A 17,722-nucleotide genomic window follows, 5' to 3' on the forward strand; every position below is an offset into this window, starting at 1 on the left:
GGCGACTGACGGCCGCGGAGGCCGTATGGTGGGCAGACGTGCAGTTCTTGAACGGGCAGCAGCCCACCACCGACCTGACCTACGACGACGTCTTCCTGGCGCCGAGGCGCTCCGGGGTCGAGTCCCGCTTCGACGTGGACCTGGCCACCAGTGACGGGACCGGGACCACCCTGCCGATCGTCGTCGCCAACATGACCGCCGTGGCCGGTCGCCGCATGGCCGAGACCGTCGCCCGGCGCGGCGGGCTCGTCGTGCTCCCGCAGGACGTGGCGCCCGCGGCCGTCGCCGAGATCGTCTCCTGGGTCAAGGCCCGGCACCCGGTGTGGGACACCCCGCTGGTGCTGCACGCCGACGACGCCGTGGCCGACGCGCTCAACCTCCTGCCCAAGCGGGCGCACGGCGCGCTGGTCGTCGTGGACGACGACGACCGCCCCGTCGGCGTGGTCGACGAGGCCGCGTGCACCGGTGTCGACCGGTTCGCGCGGGTCGGGGAGGTCGCCGACCGGCACCCCGTCGTGCTGCCGCTGGAGACCAAGCCGCGCGAGGTGTTCGACCAGCTCGACAAGCAGGCGCGCAGCGTCGCCGTCGCGGTCGACGCCGAGGGCCGGTTGGCGGGCATCATGACCCACCGCGGGGCGCTGCGCGCCGAGATCTACACCCCGGCGCTGGACGCCGAGGGCCGGTTGCGGGTCGCCGCGGCGGTCGGGGTCAACGGTGACGTCGCGGCCAAGGCCTCCGCGCTGCTGGACAGCGGGGTGGACACGCTGGTCGTGGACACCGCGCACGGCCACCAGGAGAAGATGATCGCCGCGCTGCGGGCGGTGCGCTCGGTGTCACCGCAGGTGCCGGTGGTGGCCGGGAACGTGGTGACCGCCGAGGGCGTGCGCGACCTGGTCGAAGCCGGTGCCGACGTGGTCAAGGTCGGCGTCGGGCCGGGCGCGATGTGCACGACGCGGATGATGACCGGCGTCGGCCGGCCGCAGTTCTCCGCCGTCGCCGAGTGCGCGGCCGCGGCCCGCGAGCTCGGCGGGCACGTCTGGGCCGACGGCGGCGTCCGGCACCCGCGCGACGTCGCGCTGGCGCTGGCCGCGGGCGCGGCCGCGGTGATGGTCGGCTCCTGGTTCGCGGGCACCTACGAGTCCCCCGGCGACCTGCAGCGCGACGAGCACGGCCGGGCCTACAAGGAGTCGTTCGGCATGGCGTCCAAGCGCGCGGTGTCCGCCCGCACCCGCACCGACAGCGCCTACGACCAGGCCCGCAAGGCGCTGTTCGAGGAGGGCATCTCCAGCTCGCGGATGCGGCTGGACCCGCAGCGGCCCGGCGTGGAGGACCTGCTGGACCAGATCAGCTCCGGGCTGCGCTCGGCCTGCACCTACACCGGCGCCCGGAACCTGGAGGAGTTCCACGAGCGCGCGGTGGTCGGCATCCAGTCCGCGGCCGGGTTCGCCGAGGGCCGTCCCCTCCCCACCGGCTGGTGAGGCCGGAGGGCGCCGCCCCGGCGGGACGGCGCCCTCCGCCAGGACGTCACGGGGTGAACTCGCCCTCCAGCAGCTCGGTGACCAGGGCCGCGATCGGCGAGCGCTCCGAGCGGGCCAGGGTGACGTGGGCGAACAGCGGGTGCCCCTTGAGCTTCTCGATCACCGCCGCCACGCCGTCGTGCCGCCCCACCCGCAGGTTGTCCCGCTGGGCCACGTCGTGGGTGAGCACCACCCGGGAGTTGGCACCGAGCCGGGACAGCACCGTCAGCAGCACGTTGCGCTCCAGCGACTGCGCCTCGTCGACGATGACGAACGAGTCGTGCAGCGAGCGGCCGCGGATGTGGGTCAGCGGCAGCACCTCCAGCATGCCCCGGTCCATCACCTCGTCCAGGACGTTCTCGCTGGCCACCGCACCGAGGGTGTCGAACACCGCCTGCGCCCACGGCGCCATCTTCTCGTTCTCGGTGCCCGGCAGGTAGCCGAGGTCCTGACCGCCGACGGCGTACACCGGGCGGAACACCACGACCTTGCGGTGCTGCTGCCGCTCCAGCACGGACTCCAGCCCGGCGCACAGCGCGAGCGCGGACTTGCCGGTGCCGGCGCGGCCGCCCAGCGACACGATGCCGACCTCCGGGTCGAGCAGCAGGTCCAGCGCGATCCGCTGCTCCGCGGACCGGCCGTGCAGGCCGAACGCCTCCCGGTCGCCGCGCACCAGCCGGACCTGCTTGTCCGCGGTCACCCGGCCGAGCGCGCTCTGCGACCCGGCCAGCAGCCGCACGCCCGTGTTCGGCGGCAGGTCCCGGGCCTCGTCGAGGTCGGCGATGCCGTCCTTGAACAGCGCGTCCACCGAGTCGCCCGGCACCTCGACGTCGGCCATCCCGGTCCACCCGGAGGACACCACGTCCTGCGCGCGGTACTCCTCGGCGTCCAGGGCCACCGCGGCGGCCTTGACCCGCAGCGGCATGTCCTTGGTGACCAGCGTGACCCGGTGCCCCTCGGCCGCCAGGTTCAGCGAGCAGGCCAGGATGCGGGCGTCGTTGGAGTCGGTGCGGAAGCCGGGCGGCAGCACCTGCGGGTCGGAGTGGTTGAGCTCGACGTGCAGGTGACCGCCCGAGACCCCGACCGGGACCGGCTGGTCCAGCCGTCCGTGCTGGATCCGGAGGTCGTCGAGCGTGCGGAGGGCCTCCCGGGCGAACCAGCCGAGTTCCGGGTGGTGGCGCTTGGCTTCGAGCTCGCTGATCACCACCAACGGGAGCACCACGTCGTGCTCGGCGAAGCGGGACATCGCCCACGGATCGGACAACAGCACCGAGGTGTCCAGGACGTACGTGCGGACGTCGGTGCCACCGGCTTGCACAGTGCTCGCGGAGTTCTCACCCAGGGTTCGGGTGTCCGCTTCTGGCTGGGAACGTCGTGCGGTCACGGCTACTCCCTCGCGGGCGTGGCGTGCACACCCGCTCGTCGGCGGGCCGGGCCTGCCCCCGTCGCGCACCGGCCGGACCGACTCGTCCGCCACCGCCGCCGCGGGGCCGGGCACCGGCCCATCGCGACCACGGTGGACGGTACGACCGTCCGCTCCAGCCAACAGCCACGATCAGGGCCTCCCGGACGGGCCGCGTACGGACTTGCAGGAGAGAACGGCCCGTCACAGCGCACGCTACCTGCGTGATCGCGTGTTGGGCAGGCGACCACACAGGTGATTCGGCGGACCGTCGCCCGCCCTGCCCCTGCCGAGGAGGACTGCGCAGGTCACGGCCCGTCCCTGCGGCGGCGGGCGGACGAGCGCAGCAGGTCAGGCCGCTGTCCCGCCCCCGCGGCGGGCTGCCACGGCCCGTGAGCGGCGGTGCTCCGTCCGAGTGAAAACCGGGCTCAGACCCCGGCGCCGAGCTCGGCGCGCACGGAATCGGGGACGAGCGGTTCGTCAAGCAAGCGCCGGTAACGATCCGCGCTCGATGTGCCCGCGGGGCGCTCGTCGAGCCACCGCCGCAGCAGCCGGTAGCCCTCGACGTAGGTCGTGGTGTAGGCCCGCCAGAGCGGGTCGGTCATGAACCGCACCAGGTGCCGGGCGCGCTGCTCCGGCATCAGCAGCCAGCGCTGCAGGTGGGCGACGGCGTCGGCCTCGTCCGCGCCGCCGTGCAGCATGAGCAGCGCGTCCTGGCGCACCGGCAGCAGCCCGAGCAGCACCGCGTCGATCCGCTCCGCCAGCGCGCCGTCGACCCGGATGCCCAGGTCGGCGAAGACCTCGGCGGCCCACGGGCCCCACCCGGGCCCGACCGCGGCGTGCAGCCCCAGGTCGGCGAGGCCTTCGGCGAGCACGCACTGCGGCGTGTTCACCAGGAAGACCGTGTGTTCCACCAGGCCGTCGCGCCGCACCAGACCGGCCTCCTTGCGGCAGTGCTCGGTGTGGTGGCCGGGGTAGGCCTCGTGCGCGAGCAGCTGCGGCAGGTTCGACGCGCGGTGCCCGACGTCGGCGTTCACCGCGACCTTCGAGCGGAAACCGCCGGCGTAGTGGCTGAAGGCGGCCCACGGCCTGTCGGTGACCACCCGGTACTCGACGGTCTCGCCGACGGGCAGCTCGAACCGGGCGCGCACCCGGTCCCGCAGGGCGCTGAGGACGGCCTCGAGCGCCACCGCGAGCCGGTCGGCGGGCACCACGTCGCGGCTGCGGACCGCGCGCAGCCGCTCGGCCACCGGCCCTCGCCCGGGCAGCAGCGCCCCGAGCTCGCGGTGCACCCGCTGGTACTCGTCGGGGTCGCCCGGCGTCGGCGTCACCTGGAAGCACGCCTCGACCTCCGCGACGAACGGCACCGGCTCCCCGGCCATCCTGCGGCCGGAGCACTCCAGCGCGGTCAGCTGCGCGGTGAGGAACCGGCGGCGCGGCTCGGCCAGGTCGGAGGCGGCGACCTCGGCGCGCAGCCGCTGCGCGTCGGCGGCGAGGCGGGCAGGCTCCGGCGGTGGCTCGGCCGCGACCTGGTGCCGCAGCGCCGGGTCCCCGGTGTAGGAGTCCACGAACCCCCGGACGAGCCGGTCGAAGCGGAGCCCGAGGAGCACGTACTCGACCGTGAGCGATTCGGAGTCCACGTCCGGACGATACGCCGGGCAGAACGGGTCCGGACCACTGACCCGGGACGCCATTCCATTTGTCGTCGCAACATTCCACCGAACTTGCCTGAGCAACGATCCTGCGGGCTCGAAAAAATAGATCACACGATGGTGTTACCGAGGTGGGTTTCTGCGCTTTCGCTGTATATGTTTCACGCCGAGTGTTCTCCCTTCGGCTGAGTATGGGGTGCGCAGCCGAGGGGCCGAGGAGCGCTCGCGTCATCCCATCCAACGAGGAGCAACGAAGTGCTGAAGAAAGCTGCGATCGTCGCCGGCACCGCCGCCGGTCTGCTGGCCCTGGCCCCCGTCGCCTACGCCGACAGCGCGGACAACGACGGCATCAACATCCTGAACGACAACAACATCAGCGTCCTGCCGGTGCAGGCCTGCGGCAACAACGTCGGCGTCCTCGGCGCCGTGGTGTCGCTGCTGTCCACGCAGCACAGCTCGTGCGTCAACGCTCCGGTCGTCGACCACCCCAAGGCCTGAGAGCGGAGCGTTCCACCGGGGAACCGGTGACGAAAAGGGCGCCGAGCCCCGCTCGGCACTCCTTTCTGCGTGCCCCGCACGGGGGCACGTGGAACGCCACCGGAATTCCCGTGAACCACCGCCTCACACCATCGGGTTGAAAATCTCGGTGATCGGCATGCCGCGACGCGTTCTCGGCTGGTCGGCACCACACTCGGTGGCCGCCTCGCGGGTTCTCCCGAGAACCCACCAGTGCGTCCCCGAACCCGCGGTATTCGAAGGAGAGTGAACCCATGCTGAAGAAGGCAGCTGTCGTCACCGGTGCTGCCGCTGGCCTGCTGGCCCTGGCTCCCGTCGCCTACGCCGACAGCGCGGACAACGACGGCATCAACGTGCTGAACGACAACAACATCAGCGTCCTGCCGGTGCAGGCCTGCGGCAACGACATCGCCGTCCTCGGCGCGGTCGTGCCGCTCCTGGCCCCGCAGGGGGACACCTGCGTGAACGCCCCGGTCGTCGACCACCCGGAAGTCGGCTGAGCGGACGTCCCACGGGAAGGGGCCAGGTCCTCGCGACCTGGCCCCTTCCGCTGTCCGGGGTCAGCTGCCGAAGCGGCGGTGGCGCACCGCGTAGTCGCGGAGCGCGCGCAGGAAGTCGACGCGGCGGAAGGCGGGCCAGTAGGCCTCGGTGAACCAGAACTCGGAGTGCGCGGACTGCCACAGCATGAAGCCGGAGAGCCGCTGCTCCCCCGAGGTGCGGATCAGCAGGTCGGGGTCGGGCTGGCCGGAGGTGTAGAGGTGCTCGGCGATGTGGTCGACGGTGAGCACCTCGGCGAGCTCCTCGATGGTGGTGCCCGCCTCGGCGTGCTGCTGCAGCAGCTTGCGCACCGCGTCGGCGATCTCCCGGCGGCCGCCGTAGCCGACCGCCACGTTGACCTGCATGCCGGTGCGCCCCTCGGTGCGCAGCGCGGCGGCCGACAGGCGCGCCGCGGTCTCCGTGGGCAGCACGTCCAGGGCGCCGACGATCCGCACCCGCCACGGCGTTCCGGGTTCGGTGAGCTCGTCGACCACCCCGCAGATGATCTCCAGCAGGGCGTTGAGCTCCTCGGAGGAGCGGTTCAGGTTGTCGGTGGACAGCAGCCACAGCGTGACCACCTCCACCTCGGCCTCCTGGCACCAGCTGAGCAGCTCGGCGATCTTGCGAGCCCCGGCGCGGTGGCCGTGCGCAGCGTCCAGCCCGGCTTCCCTCGCCCACCTGCGGTTGCCGTCCAAGATCACACCGACGTGCCTCGGGTGCTGCACACCGTCCAGCTTCCGGCGCAGCCGGCGCTCGTAGACGCTGTACATGAGTTCTTTCAACCGAACCTTGAACGCCACGCCAGGTGAGCCTACGCGGATCCGGTGCGGGCCGATGCTCGGGTGGCGCCGTGCGCACGGACGGATGCAGCGCGTCTCACGCTGTCCGCAAACTTACGGTCCCGTAACCTTGTTGGTGTGACTAGCGCCCTCTCCGCTCGCCGTCCGACCGCCTTCGTCAAGCCGAGGATGCGCGGCTGGATCCACTTCTGGTCGCTGGTGGTGTCGATCGTCGCCGGTGCCACGCTGATCACGCTCGCCGCCGCGACCGTGTCGACCGCCGCCGCGGTGGGCACCTCGATCTACGTGGCGACCGTGCTCGGGTTGTTCGGCGTCAGCGCCCTCTACCACCGCAAGACGTGGAAGACCGTGGGCGCGCGCACCTGGATGCGGCGGCTCGACCACTCGATGATCTTCCTGTTCATCGCCGGCACCTACACGCCGCTGGCGATGGTCGCGATGCAGCCGACGACGGGCACGGTGGTGCTGGCGGTCGTCTGGGGCGGCGCGCTCGGCGGCGTGGTGCTCAAGCTCGCCTGGCCCAACGCACCGCGCTGGGTCGGGGTCCCGGTGTACATCGCACTGGGTTGGGTGGCGGTGTTCGTGCTGCCCGACCTGCTCGACAACGCCGGGGTCGCCGCGCTGGTGCTGCTGCTGGTCGGCGGTCTGCTCTACACCGCGGGCGCGATCTTCTACGCGACCCGCTGGCCCGACCCGTGGCCGAAGACCTTCGGGTACCACGAGTTCTTCCACTCGGCGGTCTCCCTGGCCGCGCTCTGCCACCACATCGCCATCTGGCTCGCCCTCTACGCCTGAGCCCGCCGGACAGCGCGGCGCATGCAGAGGCGTTCGGCCGGGTCGAGGCCGAGGTCCGCTTCGCGCGCGACGAGCGCGGCCAGCTCGGGCGTGACCTCCGCGACCTCCTCGAAGCCGAGCCGCGCGTAGTACGGGCCGTTCCAGGGCACCGCTCGGAACGTGGTCAGGGTCAGCGCGGGCAGGCCCCGCTCCCGGGCCCACGACTCGACGTGGTCGAGCAGGGCGCTGCCGATCCCCCGGCGCGCGTGGTCCGCGTGCACGCTGACCTGCGCGACGTGCGCGTTGCCGTCGACCACCTCGACCAGCACGTAGCCGGCCACCACGCCCCCGACCTCGGCCACCCAGGCGCGTCCGTCGCGCTGGTGCTCGGCCAGGACGTCGAGCGGGGGCGGTGGGTCGTCGGCGACCTCGGGCATGCCGATCGCGCGGAACGCCTCCCCCGCGGACACCTCGATCTCCTGCAACCGCCCCAGATCGTCCTCACGAGCCCTCCGGATGCACACCCCCGCAGTGCACCACCCACACCACCTCGGTGACCACCACGTTCTCCACCCCAGACCGCGGGCCCCGAGCCGCGGCGCCCACACAGCACCCTGCTGGCCTGGGCGTTCCGGTGTCGGCACGCGGTTCCGGTGCACACCGCGCACGTCCGGTCCCCACCGGAGGCGCGTCCAGTCGGCCGTGGACCGCACGGTGGAGGGGACCGGTGCCGCGCGGTGAGGGGCGAAGGGCACCTCCACCTCGTCCGCACGGCTGCTGGTGGGGTCAGAGGGGGAGGTCCTGGGGGTCGGTGACGGGGCGGTCGCAGACGTAGCCGCGGCAGACGTAGGCCGCGGGGGCGCCGTCGACCAGCGGGCGGTCGGCCAGCAGCGGCACGCCGGGCGCCCCCGGCTCCCCGGCGACCACCGCGGCACCGCCGGGGGCGCGCCGCCGCACGTCCGCGAGCAGCGCGACGCGGGCGGCGTCGTCGGCCGGGCCGACGACCGCGACCTGCACCGGACCGTGGGCCCGCGCCTCCGCGACGCTGAGCCAGTGCCCCGCGAAGCGGGGGACGCGCTGCGCGAGCAGCCCGGCGCGCGACAGCGCCTGCTCCGCGGCGCCGCGGTAGCGCGCCGCGCTGTCCGGGCCGACGAGCGCGGACGCGGTGAGCAGGGCGGACGCCATCGCCGAGGCACCGGCCGGGCTGGCGTTGTCGGTCGGGTCGGAGGGCCGCCGGACCAGCGCCTCCGCGTCCGCCGCGGTGTCGTGGAAGGTGCCCGGGTGCTCGGCGTCGGCGAACTGCTCCAGCGCCGTGTCGAGCAGCGTGCGGGCCGCCTCCAGCCAGCGCGGTTCGGCGGTGGCCTGGTGCAGCGACAGCAGGCCGTCGGCGAAGCAGGCGTAGTCCTCGAGCACGCCCGCGGCGGTGCCGACCTCGCCGTGGCGCGAGGTCCGGCGCAGCCGGCCGTCGACCAGGTGCCGGGTGAGCAGCAGGTCGGCCGCGTCCTCGGCCGCCTCCAGCCAGCGCGGTTCGCCGAGCGCCGCGGACGCCTCCACCAGGGCCGTGACGGCCATGCCGTTCCAGGCGGTGACGACCTTGTCGTCCTTGCCCGGCTGCGGGCGGCGGTCGCGGGCCTCGCGGAGGCGGTCGCGGACCCGCTGCCAGCGGGCCGGGTCGTCCGGGTCGCGCTGGAGCTGCAGGGTCGAGGTGCCGCGCTCGAAGGTGCCCGCCTCGGTCACCGACAGCAGCTCCGCCGCCCAGTCGCCGTCCTCCGGCCCGAGCACCTCGCGCAGCTGGGCCGGCGTCCACACGTAGGTCAGCCCTTCCACGCCCTCGGTGTCGGCGTCCAGGGACGCCGCGAACCCGCCCTCCGGCGTGCGCATCTCGTCGAGCAGGAACGCCGCCGTCTCCCGGGTCACCCGCTCGCCGAGCGCGTCGCCGAGCCGCGCCAGGTGCGCGTACACGCGGAGCAGCAGCGCGTTGTCGTAGAGCATCTTCTCGAAGTGCGGGACCACCCACGCCGCGTCGACGCTGTAGCGCGCGAACCCGCCCGCGAGCTGGTCGTAGATGCCGCCACGGGCCATCGCCGCGCAGGTGTCCCGGGCCAGGTCCAGCGCGGTGCGCCCGCTGTCGGCGTCGCCGAGCCGTTCGTGGTGGCGCAGCAGGAACTCCAGCACCATCGACGGCGGGAACTTCGGCGCACCGCCGAAGCCGCCGTGCTCGGCGTCGAACTCGGTGCGCAGCCGGGACACCGCCCCGGCCAGCACCTCGTCGTCCAAGATGGACTCCGGCAGCGGCGCGCGCTGCGCGGACAGCTGCTCGACCACCCGGGCCGCGGCCCCGCGGACCTCCTTGCCGCGCGCGTGCCACGCCTCCACGACGGCGTCGAGCAGCTGCCGGAACGACGGCATCCCGGACATCGGGGCCGGCGGGTAGTAGGTGCCGCAGTGGAACGGTTCGGCGTCCGGGGTGAGGAAGCACGTCATCGGCCAGCCGCCCTGGCCGGTCATGGCCTGCGTGGCCTCCATGTAGACGGCGTCGATGTCCGGCCGCTCCTCGCGGTCCACCTTGACGTTGACGAAGTGCTCGTTCATCATCCGCGCCGTCTCCGGGTCCTCGAAGGACTCGTGCGCCATGACGTGGCACCAGTGGCAGGCGGCGTAGCCGATGGACAGCAGGACCGGCACGTCGCGGCGGCGGGCTTCCGCGAAGGCCTCCGGCGACCAGGGCCACCAGTCGACCGGGTTGTCGGCGTGCTGCAGCAGGTAGGGGCTGGTCGCGCCCGCGAGCCGGTTAGCCATGCGCCCAGCGTCCCACTCGACGTCGGGCCGGGACCAGGCGGGCGGCGGCCCGGTCGCACTCCCGATGCGACCGGACCGCCCTCGCCGCCGCGCGCCAGGACCGCTCTCGGCGCCGGCGGGCCTCCCGGGCTCGCACCCGGGCACCCCGGAAGACGTCCGGCTCCCGGGACGGTTGCCCATGATCACCAGATCGGGTGACGAGAGTCGCGAGCGGGGACCCGAGGGTCGTGTCCGACCCGTGCTTGAGTACGTTCCGGACTTATCAGAAAATGTGTTAACACGAGATCCGACCTCACAGGAGCGGTTGTGACGGCGAAGACCATGCGCGCCTCCGTGCTGCGCGACGTGCGGGACATCGGGCTGGAGGAGCGCCCGGTCCCCCGGCCCGGACCGCGCGAGGTGCTCGTGCAGGTCACCTCGGTGGGCACCTGCGGTTCGGACACCCACTACTACGAGCACGGCCGCATCGGTCCGTTCGTCGTCGAGCAGCCGCTGGTGCTCGGGCACGAGGCGGGCGGCGTCGTGGTCGAGTGCGGCCCGGAGGCCACCCGGCACGCGCCGGGCCAGCGGGTCGCCATCGAGCCGGGCGTGCCGTGCTCGGTGTGCGCGCAGTGCCGCGCCGGCCGGTACAACCTGTGCCCGGACATGCGGTTCTACGCCACCCCGCCGGTCGACGGCGCGTTCTGCGAGTACGTCGTGGTGCACGAGGAGTTCGCCTACGCGGTGCCGGAGGCGATCTCCGACGACGCGGCCGGTCTGCTGGAGCCGCTGTCGGTGGGCATCTGGGCCAGCCGCAAGGGCCGGGTCGCGCCGGGCTCCCGGGTGCTGGTCACCGGAGCCGGGCCGATCGGCCTGGTCGCCACGCAGGCCGCCCGCGCCTTCGGCGCCACCGAGGTCGTGGTCACCGACGTCAACCCGCACCGCCTGGCGCTGGCCGAGGAGCTCGGGGCGACGGGCACCATCGACGTCCGGTCGGGCTCGCCTGCGGAGTCCGGCTACGAGCCCGAGGTGCTCCTGGAGTGCTCCGGGGTGCCGCGGGCCGCGGCCGACGGCGTCCGTGCGCTGGGCCGGGCCGGGCGCGCGGTGCTGGTCGGGATGGGCGGCGACGAGCTGCCGCTGCCGGTGTCCCACCTGCAGAACTTCGAGATCGAGCTGACCGGCACCTTCCGCTACGCCAACACCTGGCCGACCGCCATCGCGCTCGCCTCCTCCGGCGCGGTCGACCTGGACCGGCTGGTCACCCACCGGTTCGGGCTCGCCGAGGTGGAGCAGGCGCTCACCGTCTCGGCCCGCGACGAGACGGCGGTCAAGGCCGTCGTGCGACCGCAGGAGTAGCCGTGGTGGGCAGGGCGAGACCCCCGGACGCCGTGGTGGAGCAGCGGCGGCAGGACGTGCTCCGGCAGGTCATCGAGCACGGGGAGGTCCGGATCACCGACCTCGCGGAGCACTTCGACGTCAGCCTCATGACGATGCACCGCGACCTCGACTCGCTCGTCGACCGGCGGCTCGTGCGCAAGCTGCGCGGCCGGGTGACGGCCTACCCGTCGCTGACGCTGGAGACCGAGACGCGCTTCCGGGTCGGCCTGCAGGTCGCCGAGAAGGAGGCGCTGGCCGCCGCGGCCGCCGGCGAGGTCCAGCCGGGCATGACGCTGCTGGTGGACGACTCCAGCACGGTGTTCCCGCTGGCCCGCCGGGTCGCCGAGGTCGAGGGGCTGCGGGTGTTCACCAACTCGCTCACCGTCGCGCGCATCCTCGCCGGCGCCGGCCACGAGGTGGGGCTGCTCGGCGGCCGCTACCGCGCCGAGTTCGACTCGTGCACCGGGCCGGAGGTGCTCAAGGCGCTGGACGGCCTGCGCGCCGACCTCTCGTTCGTGTCGGCCACGGCGGTCACCGAGGGCCACCTGTACCACCCGGTGCGGGACTACGCCGAGATCAAGCAGCGCATCGTCGGGCGCGCCGCCCGCAACGTGCTGCTGGTCGACCACTCGAAGTTCGGCAAGAGCGCCCCGTTCGCGCACGGCGACGTGGGCGCCTACGACCTGGTCTTCACCGACGACGCCGCACCGGCGGCGGAGATCGACGCGATCCGCGGCCTCGGCACCGAGGCGCGCGTCGTGCCCGTACCCGAACCAGACAGGGGAACCGATGCCACCAGTTGACAGCCCGAGCACGACGCGCCTGGTCGCCGGGGTCGACTCCTCCACCCAGTCCACCAAGGTCGTGGTGTGCGACGCCGAGACCGGCCAGGTGGTCCGGGAGGGGCGCGCCCCGTACCCGGACGGCACGACCGCCGACCCGGCGGACTGGTGGCAGGCGTTCACCACCGCCGCCGACGGGCTGCTCGACGGCGTGGCGGCCATCGGCGTCGCCGCCCAGCAGCACGGCCTGGTCGCGCTGGACGAGGACGGCGAGGTGGTCCGGCCCGCGCTGCTGTGGAACGACAACCGCTCCGCCCAGGCCGCGCTGGACCTCACCGCGGAGCTCGGCGGCGCGCAGTCCTTCGCCGACGCGGTCGGGTCCGTGCCGGTCGCCAGCTTCACGGTCAGCAAGCTGCGGTGGATGGCCGAGCACGAGCCGGAGCTGGCCGACCGGGTCACCGACGTGCTGCTCCCGCACGACTGGCTGACCTGGCGGCTGACCGGCGAGAAGGTCACCGACCGCGGCGACGCCTCCGGCACCGGCTACTGGTCGCCCCGCGAGGGCCGGTACCGCGAGGACGTGCTGGCCACGGCGTTCGGCGGCCGCACCCCGCGCACGCCCCGCGTGCTCGACCCGGCGGAACCGGCCGGGCGCACCCCGGACGGCGCGCTCGTGTCGGCGGGCACCGGCGACAACATGGGCGCCGCGCTGGGCCTGGCGATCGGCCCCGGCGACGTCGTGGTCTCGCTGGGCACCAGCGGCACGGTGTTCGCCTCCGCGGAGCACCCGAGCGCCGACCCCACCGGCACCATCGCCGGGTTCGCCGACGCCACCGGGCGGTTCCTGCCGCTGGTGTGCACGCTCAACGCGGCGCGGGTGCTCACCTCCACGGCCGCGCTGCTGGGCGTGGAGATGGCCGAGTTCGACCGGCTGGCCTGCGCGGCCGAGCCGGGCGCGGGCGGCCTGGTCCTGCTGCCCTACCTGGACGGCGAGCGCACCCCGGCCCTGCCGGACGCCAGCGGCACCCTCGTGGGCCTGCGGCGCGACACCATGACCCCGCAGAACCTGGCCCGCGCGGCGGTCGAGGGGATGCTCTGCGGGCTCGCGGCCGGGATCGACGCGCTGCGCGGCCAGGGCGTCGAGGTGCGCCGGGTGCTGCTGATCGGCGGCGCGGCGCAGTCGAAGGCGGTGCAGGTCGCGGCGCCGCAGGTGTTCGGCGTCCCGGTGACGGTGCCCGCGCCCGCGGAGTACGTCGCGCGCGGCGCGGCCCGCCAGGCCGCGTGGGCCCTGACCGGCACGCAGCCGGACTGGGCGCTGACCGGGGCGACCGAGCTGGAGGTCACCGACGAGTCGGCGGGTGAGCGGATCCGCCACCACCACCGCGAGGCGTTCGCCCAGGTCCACGGCAGCTGACCGGTCGCGCGTGCGCGGGGACTCCTGCGCAACGCGCGACCGCTCCGGCGGATGATCGACTACGGTTCCCGCGGAAGTCGATCGACACAGGGGGATCTCCGTTGCACCCAGGGCGCCCGCCGTTCCCGCCGCACCAGCACCCCGCCGGACCACCGCCCGGCATGCCGCCCGGACCTCCTCCCGGACCGCCGCCGATGCCGCCGCGCCCCGCCGCACCGCCACCTCCCCCGCCGGCCCCGGAACCGACGCAGGTCATCCGCACCGAGAAGGGGCCGGAGGGACCCGCGGAGCCGAAGCCCGAGGGACCCGTCGACATCTTCGAGCTGGCCGGTGTCGGCGACCCGCTCACGGCCGACCCGAGCGCGCTCTGGCAGCGCCGCGAGGACCGCTACCGGGTCCCGCTCGGCGTGGGCGAGGACGGGCAGCCGGTGCTGCTCGACCTGCTCCGCTCCGGGGCCGCGCTCGGCGTCTTCGGCTCCAGCAGCCCCGACCGGCCCCCGTTCCTGCACAGCCTGCTGTTCGGGATGGCCGCGACGCACTCCCCGGAGGAGATCGCCTTCGTCTGCGCCGGTGGTCCCTCCTCCGCGCCGACCTGGAACTCGATCACCCGGCTCCCGCACACCGCTGCGGTCCAGACGCTCACCGGCGGCTCCCGCGACCAGCACCGCATCACCACCGCGCTGGAAGGGGAGCTGGAGCGACGGGCCAGGCTCCTCGCCACGCTGTCCACCCAGCACCACACCGACTACCAGGCCGTCCAGCCCCAGACCCAGCTCGATCCGATGCCGCTGCTGGTGGTCGCGATCGACAGGCTCCCCCAGTTCCTCGCCGACGCGAGGCCCTTCCAGCACACCCTGCAGCGGTTGGCGTCCTCGGAGCACCTGGGGATCAAGCTGCTCTTCAGCGCTGATGCTCCGCACCAGGTGTCGGCGGACTTGGTGCGCGGGTGCGGCTCGGTGGTGCTGCACACCTGCGACGAGTCCGACGCCCGTGTGTTCCTGGACGTCCACGACGCGAACGAGCTCCAGCCCGACGAGGCGTGCTTGCGGACGTCCAGGCGGGGAGAACGGGTGCGGTTCCGCACCGCGCACGCCGACCTGCCGCACGCGTCCAGCCCTCCGGACAGCCCCGTGCCGTCCTACCGGTACTTCGCGGACCGGGTGGCGCACCAGGCCCGGCCGGCCCGCACGCTCCTGCCGACGCCGCCGGACGCGGAACCACCCGCCGGGGTCGACGCCCCGTCACCGGCCTCCGGCGAGGACCGCACCGGGACGGCGTCGCCGCTGACCGTCACCGTCGGGATCGTCGACAACCCGCGCGAGCACCGGCAGGACCCGCTGCGCCTGGACTTCGCCGCCGCCGACACCACGCTCGCGATCGTCGGTCGCCCGCGCAGCGGCAAGACCAGCGCGGTGCTGACCACCTTGCTGGCCCTGGCCCTGTCCACGAGCCCCACCGACGTCCGGTTCCACTGCCTGGCCTTCGGGGGCAACCGCCTGCTGCCGCTGCGGGACCTCCCGCACAGCAGCGCCGTCGTGGCCAGCTGCGACCGGGAGGAGGTCGAGCACGTCCTGGCGCAGCTGGAGTCCACGTTGGACCGGAGGCTCCGGCGCTTCGCCGCGGAGGGGATCGAGTCCGCCGCCGACTTCCGCCGCAGGCGCGCGGAGTCCGACCTCGGCGAGGAGGCCACCGACCACGTCCTGGTCGTCGACGGGTGGCCGGAAGTGCACCAGCACCCCGGGCTGGCGGACCGCGTGCTGCGCCTGGCCCGGCGCGGACCGGAGCACGGCATCCACCTGGTCGTCACCGCCAACCGCTGGGACGACCTGCCGCGCGAGCTGCGCGAGCTCACCGGGGGCCGGATCGAGCTGCGGCTCACCGACCCCCGCGAGTCGGTGTTCTCCGCCGAAGCGGCGGAGCGGATCCCGGACGAGCCCGGGCACTGCCTGCACCGCGGCCTGTGGGGCCTGGTCCACCTGCCCGTGCCGAACGACGCCCTGCCCAGCTACGTCGAGCACGTCGAACACGGGCTCCCGGACGACCTGTCCGCCGCGACCCGGGCCCTCATCGCCCGCATCGGCGAGTCCTGGCAGGTCCGCCCCGGTGACGAGCCGGCACCGGCCGAGGACGGCGCCTGACGCGGAGCGGGGCCGCCCGGCACTCCCGGACGGCCCCGCCGCTGCGCTCTGCTACGAGCTCTCGCTCTTGTCCGGTTTCGACTCCGCGGCGTCGGCCTCCGCCTCCGCGGACTCGGACTCCCGCGCCGCCTCGGCGCGCTTCACCCGGGCCGGGGCCGCCGCGGCGGCCTTCTCCTCGTCGAAGACGACCGGCAGCTTGCGCAGGTGCTTGGTCATCGAGCGGATCAAGAACACCACGGCCACGCCGAACAGGATCAGCAGCACCAGGCCGACCGGGGAGGACTTGCCGAAGTCCTCGCCCTGCCCACCCGGGTCGCCCGGCGGTGGCGGGGCCTGCGCGAGCAGGTGGACCGCGGTCTCCAGGGCACTCATGCGCACACCTTCTCCTGCACGCCGGAGAACAGGTCGTCCTCCGGCAACGTGGTGTCGACCAGCGAGCGGACCAGCTCGTAGTCCTCAGTCGGCCACAGCTCGCGCTGGATGTCCAGCGGCACCGCGAACCACCGGCTGTTGGGGTCGATCTGGGTCGCGTGGGCGCGCAGCGCGTCGTCGCGCTGCTCGAAGTACGCCGCGCACTCGACCCGCGTGGTGACCCGCTCGTCGGGGTCCGGCCGCGAGGAGTCCCACTTGGCCAGCCACTCGCCGTAGGGCGACTCCATGCCGCGGTCCAGCAGCGCCTCGTGGAACAGGTGCATGCGCTTGCGGGAGAAGCCGTGCGAGTAGTACAGCTTCAGCGGCTGCCAGGGCTCCCCGGCCTCCGGGTAGAGGTCCGGGTCGCCGGCCGCGTCGAAGGCCGCCACCGAGACCTCGTGGCACCGGATGTGGTCCGGGTGCGGGTAGCCGCCGTTCTCGTCGTAGGTGATCAGCACGTGCGGGCGGAACTCGCGGACCACCTTGACCAGCTCGCGGGTGGACTCCTCCAGCGGGGTGGTGGCGAACACGCCCTCCGGCAGCGGCGGCGGCGGGTCGCCCTCCGGCAGGCCGGAGTCGACGAAGCCCAGCCAGCGGTGCTGCACCCCGAGGATCTCGGCCGCCTTGGCCATCTCCTGGCGGCGGATCTCGGGGAGGTTCTCGGCCACCTCGGGTCGGTCCATGGCCGGGTTGAGGATGCTGCCGGCCTCACCGCCGGTGCAGGTGACCACCATCACCTCGTGCCCCTCGGCCACGTAGCGCGCGGTGGTCGCGGCACCCTTGCTGGACTCGTCGTCCGGGTGCGCGTGCACCGTCATCAGCCGCAGCTTGTCCGCCATCGCCCGGTGGCTCCCTCCGCTCGTGCAAGCACTCTGGTGAACACGGCCCCGATGACAGGCCGCAGGACACCCCAGGGATACTTAACGTGGATGTCGGACCCCATTGTTCCCGGTGGGTCCGACGGACCGAGCGCCAGCCCCCGCTTGGCGGAGGCCGGCGAGACCGCAGGCGAAAGGCTTCCCGAGCCGGTGACGCACCCGCAGATCCCGGAGGACCGGTACGGGTCGCGCGCGAAGCGAGCGCGACCGCGACCGGTCGGCCGCTGGCTGCTCTTCGCGGTGGTGCTCATCGCCTTGGTGGGCGTGTCGATCATCGGCTACCGCAACCTCGGCAGCCCGCCCATCGAGGGCAAGCAGGTCGCCTTCGAGATCCTCGACGACAGCTCCGTCCGCATCGTGGTCGAGGTCGAGCGCGACGACCCGCGGCGCCCCGCCGAGTGCGTGGTGCGCTCCCGCGCCAAGTCCGGCGTGGAGGTCGGCCGCAAGGAGGTCCTCATCCCGCCGTCGGACGGTGTGACCAGGCAGGAGACCGTGTTGCGCACGTCTCCCGGACCAGCCACGGGGGAGGTGTACGGCTGCACTTACAACATTCCTGAATACCTGTCCACCCTCACGCGGCCAATTGGGTGAGAACGAGCGTTCCACGCCGGGCGCTGGGAAAATGCGGTCCCCCGGTGTGCGAGTTCGTGCTATCGTCGAGTGCAGCACGGCCCCGCGCGGGCCGTGTTTTTCCGTTACTTGGCCATCGTGCCGAGAAATCAGTGCGGAAAGGCAATGGGGCCCGC

The 17,722-nt window shown here is 73.6% G+C and carries 16 protein-coding genes; 9 read left to right on the forward strand and 7 right to left on the reverse strand.

Annotated features, from left to right (window positions below; genetic code table 11):
* Positions 1–38 precede the first annotated feature (38 nt).
* The gene (locus HNR68_RS26065) at positions 39–1,478 is read left to right on the forward strand and encodes a GuaB1 family IMP dehydrogenase-related protein (RefSeq protein WP_179724350.1); all 1,440 of its coding nucleotides are present in this window, start codon (positions 39–41) and stop codon (positions 1,476–1,478) included.
* A 46-nt stretch (positions 1,479–1,524) separates the two neighbouring features.
* Here HNR68_RS26065 and phoH2 read toward each other — a convergent pair whose 3' ends face one another.
* Entirely contained in the window at positions 1,525–2,859 is a 1,335-nt protein-coding gene (gene phoH2, locus HNR68_RS26070) for an RNA 5'-3' helicase PhoH2 (RefSeq protein ID WP_218889804.1), read from the reverse strand.
* A gap of 488 nt (positions 2,860–3,347) precedes the next feature.
* Positions 3,348–4,559 (reverse strand): DUF885 domain-containing protein, encoded by a 1,212-nt coding sequence (locus tag HNR68_RS26075; RefSeq protein WP_179724352.1) that lies wholly within the window; start codon positions 4,557–4,559, stop codon positions 3,348–3,350.
* 267 nt (positions 4,560–4,826) lie between these two features.
* On the opposite strand from HNR68_RS26075, the gene HNR68_RS26080 reads away from it, so the two are divergent.
* Together HNR68_RS26080 and HNR68_RS26085 are read left to right on the forward strand one after the other, a co-directional pair.
* Complete coding sequence (locus HNR68_RS26080) at positions 4,827–5,069, forward strand: hypothetical protein (protein WP_179724353.1); 243 nt, start codon at positions 4,827–4,829, stop codon at positions 5,067–5,069.
* A gap of 272 nt (positions 5,070–5,341) precedes the next feature.
* Positions 5,342–5,587: a hypothetical protein gene (locus tag HNR68_RS26085; RefSeq protein ID WP_179724354.1), complete on the forward strand. Its 246-nt coding sequence runs from the start codon at positions 5,342–5,344 to the stop codon at positions 5,585–5,587.
* 60 nt (positions 5,588–5,647) lie between these two features.
* Here HNR68_RS26085 and HNR68_RS26090 read toward each other — a convergent pair whose 3' ends face one another.
* The gene (locus HNR68_RS26090) at positions 5,648–6,424 is read right to left on the reverse strand and encodes an isoprenyl transferase (RefSeq protein WP_179724355.1); all 777 of its coding nucleotides are present in this window, start codon (positions 6,422–6,424) and stop codon (positions 5,648–5,650) included.
* Between the two features lie 117 nt (positions 6,425–6,541).
* Here HNR68_RS26090 and trhA point away from each other — a divergent pair, with 117 nt between their 5' ends.
* Entirely contained in the window at positions 6,542–7,219 is a 678-nt protein-coding gene (gene trhA, locus HNR68_RS26095; RefSeq protein ID WP_343050415.1) for a PAQR family membrane homeostasis protein TrhA, read from the forward strand.
* Here trhA and HNR68_RS26100 read toward each other — a convergent pair.
* Both HNR68_RS26100 and HNR68_RS26105 read right to left on the reverse strand, forming a co-directional pair.
* On the reverse strand, positions 7,210–7,668 hold the full coding sequence (locus HNR68_RS26100) for a GNAT family N-acetyltransferase (RefSeq protein WP_343050416.1): 459 nt from the start codon (positions 7,666–7,668) through the stop codon (positions 7,210–7,212). The genes trhA and HNR68_RS26100 overlap by 10 nt on opposite strands.
* A 316-nt stretch (positions 7,669–7,984) precedes the next feature.
* On the reverse strand, positions 7,985–9,997 hold the full coding sequence (locus HNR68_RS26105; protein ID WP_179724356.1) for a thioredoxin domain-containing protein: 2,013 nt from the start codon (positions 9,995–9,997) through the stop codon (positions 7,985–7,987).
* A 321-nt stretch (positions 9,998–10,318) separates the two neighbouring features.
* Between HNR68_RS26105 and HNR68_RS26110 the strand changes: the two genes are divergently transcribed.
* The 4 genes from HNR68_RS26110 to HNR68_RS26125 all read left to right on the forward strand — a co-directional run bounded on the left by HNR68_RS26110 (position 10,319) and on the right by HNR68_RS26125 (position 15,687).
* Entirely contained in the window at positions 10,319–11,332 is a 1,014-nt protein-coding gene (locus tag HNR68_RS26110) for an NAD(P)-dependent alcohol dehydrogenase (RefSeq protein WP_179725511.1), read from the forward strand.
* A gap of 5 nt (positions 11,333–11,337) precedes the next feature.
* Positions 11,338–12,156, forward strand: coding sequence for a DeoR/GlpR family DNA-binding transcription regulator (locus HNR68_RS26115; protein WP_343050417.1), 819 nt, complete (start codon positions 11,338–11,340; stop codon positions 12,154–12,156).
* Complete coding sequence (gene xylB / locus HNR68_RS26120) at positions 12,143–13,549, forward strand: xylulokinase (protein WP_179724357.1); 1,407 nt, start codon at positions 12,143–12,145, stop codon at positions 13,547–13,549. Before HNR68_RS26115 ends, xylB begins: the two co-directional genes overlap by 14 nt.
* A 194-nt stretch (positions 13,550–13,743) precedes the next feature.
* A complete protein-coding gene (locus HNR68_RS26125; RefSeq protein ID WP_179724358.1) occupies positions 13,744–15,687 on the forward strand; it encodes an FtsK/SpoIIIE domain-containing protein in 1,944 nt (647 codons plus the stop codon).
* A 51-nt stretch (positions 15,688–15,738) separates the two neighbouring features.
* Here the strand turns inward: HNR68_RS26125 and HNR68_RS26130 are convergent, their stop codons facing one another.
* Both HNR68_RS26130 and mca read right to left on the reverse strand, forming a co-directional pair.
* Positions 15,739–16,059 carry a hypothetical protein gene (locus HNR68_RS26130; RefSeq protein WP_179724359.1) on the reverse strand — a complete coding sequence of 107 codons (321 nt, stop codon included), beginning with the start codon at positions 16,057–16,059 and terminating at the stop codon, positions 15,739–15,741.
* On the reverse strand, positions 16,056–16,937 hold the full coding sequence (gene mca / locus HNR68_RS26135; RefSeq protein ID WP_179724360.1) for a mycothiol conjugate amidase Mca: 882 nt from the start codon (positions 16,935–16,937) through the stop codon (positions 16,056–16,058). Before mca ends, HNR68_RS26130 begins: the two co-directional genes overlap by 4 nt.
* A gap of 189 nt (positions 16,938–17,126) precedes the next feature.
* Between mca and HNR68_RS27320 the strand changes: the two genes are divergently transcribed.
* A complete protein-coding gene (locus HNR68_RS27320) occupies positions 17,127–17,567 on the forward strand; it encodes a DUF4307 domain-containing protein (RefSeq protein ID WP_343050418.1) in 441 nt (146 codons plus the stop codon).
* Positions 17,568–17,722: the final 155 nt, after the last annotated feature.

It is taken from the genome of Saccharopolyspora hordei (genome assembly GCF_013410345.1).
GTDB classification, from domain to species: Bacteria; Actinomycetota; Actinomycetes; order Mycobacteriales; family Pseudonocardiaceae; genus Saccharopolyspora; species Saccharopolyspora hordei.

Bases quoted from the DNA above. Each gene is read 5' to 3' on its own strand.
- HNR68_RS26085 (WP_179724354.1), top strand. From the start codon at position 5,342: ATGCTGAAGAAGGCAGCTGTCGTCACCGGTGCTGCCGCTGGCCTGCTG.
- HNR68_RS26105 (WP_179724356.1), bottom strand. From the start codon at position 9,997: ATGGCTAACCGGCTCGCGGGCGCGACCAGCCCCTACCTGCTGCAGCAC.
- HNR68_RS26110 (WP_179725511.1), top strand. From the start codon at position 10,319: ATGCGCGCCTCCGTGCTGCGCGACGTGCGGGACATCGGGCTGGAGGAG.
- xylB (WP_179724357.1), top strand. From the start codon at position 12,143: ATGCCACCAGTTGACAGCCCGAGCACGACGCGCCTGGTCGCCGGGGTC.
- HNR68_RS26125 (WP_179724358.1), top strand. From the start codon at position 13,744: ATGCCGCCGCGCCCCGCCGCACCGCCACCTCCCCCGCCGGCCCCGGAA.
- HNR68_RS26130 (WP_179724359.1), bottom strand. From the start codon at position 16,059: ATGAGTGCCCTGGAGACCGCGGTCCACCTGCTCGCGCAGGCCCCGCCA.
- mca (WP_179724360.1), bottom strand. From the start codon at position 16,937: ATGGCGGACAAGCTGCGGCTGATGACGGTGCACGCGCACCCGGACGAC.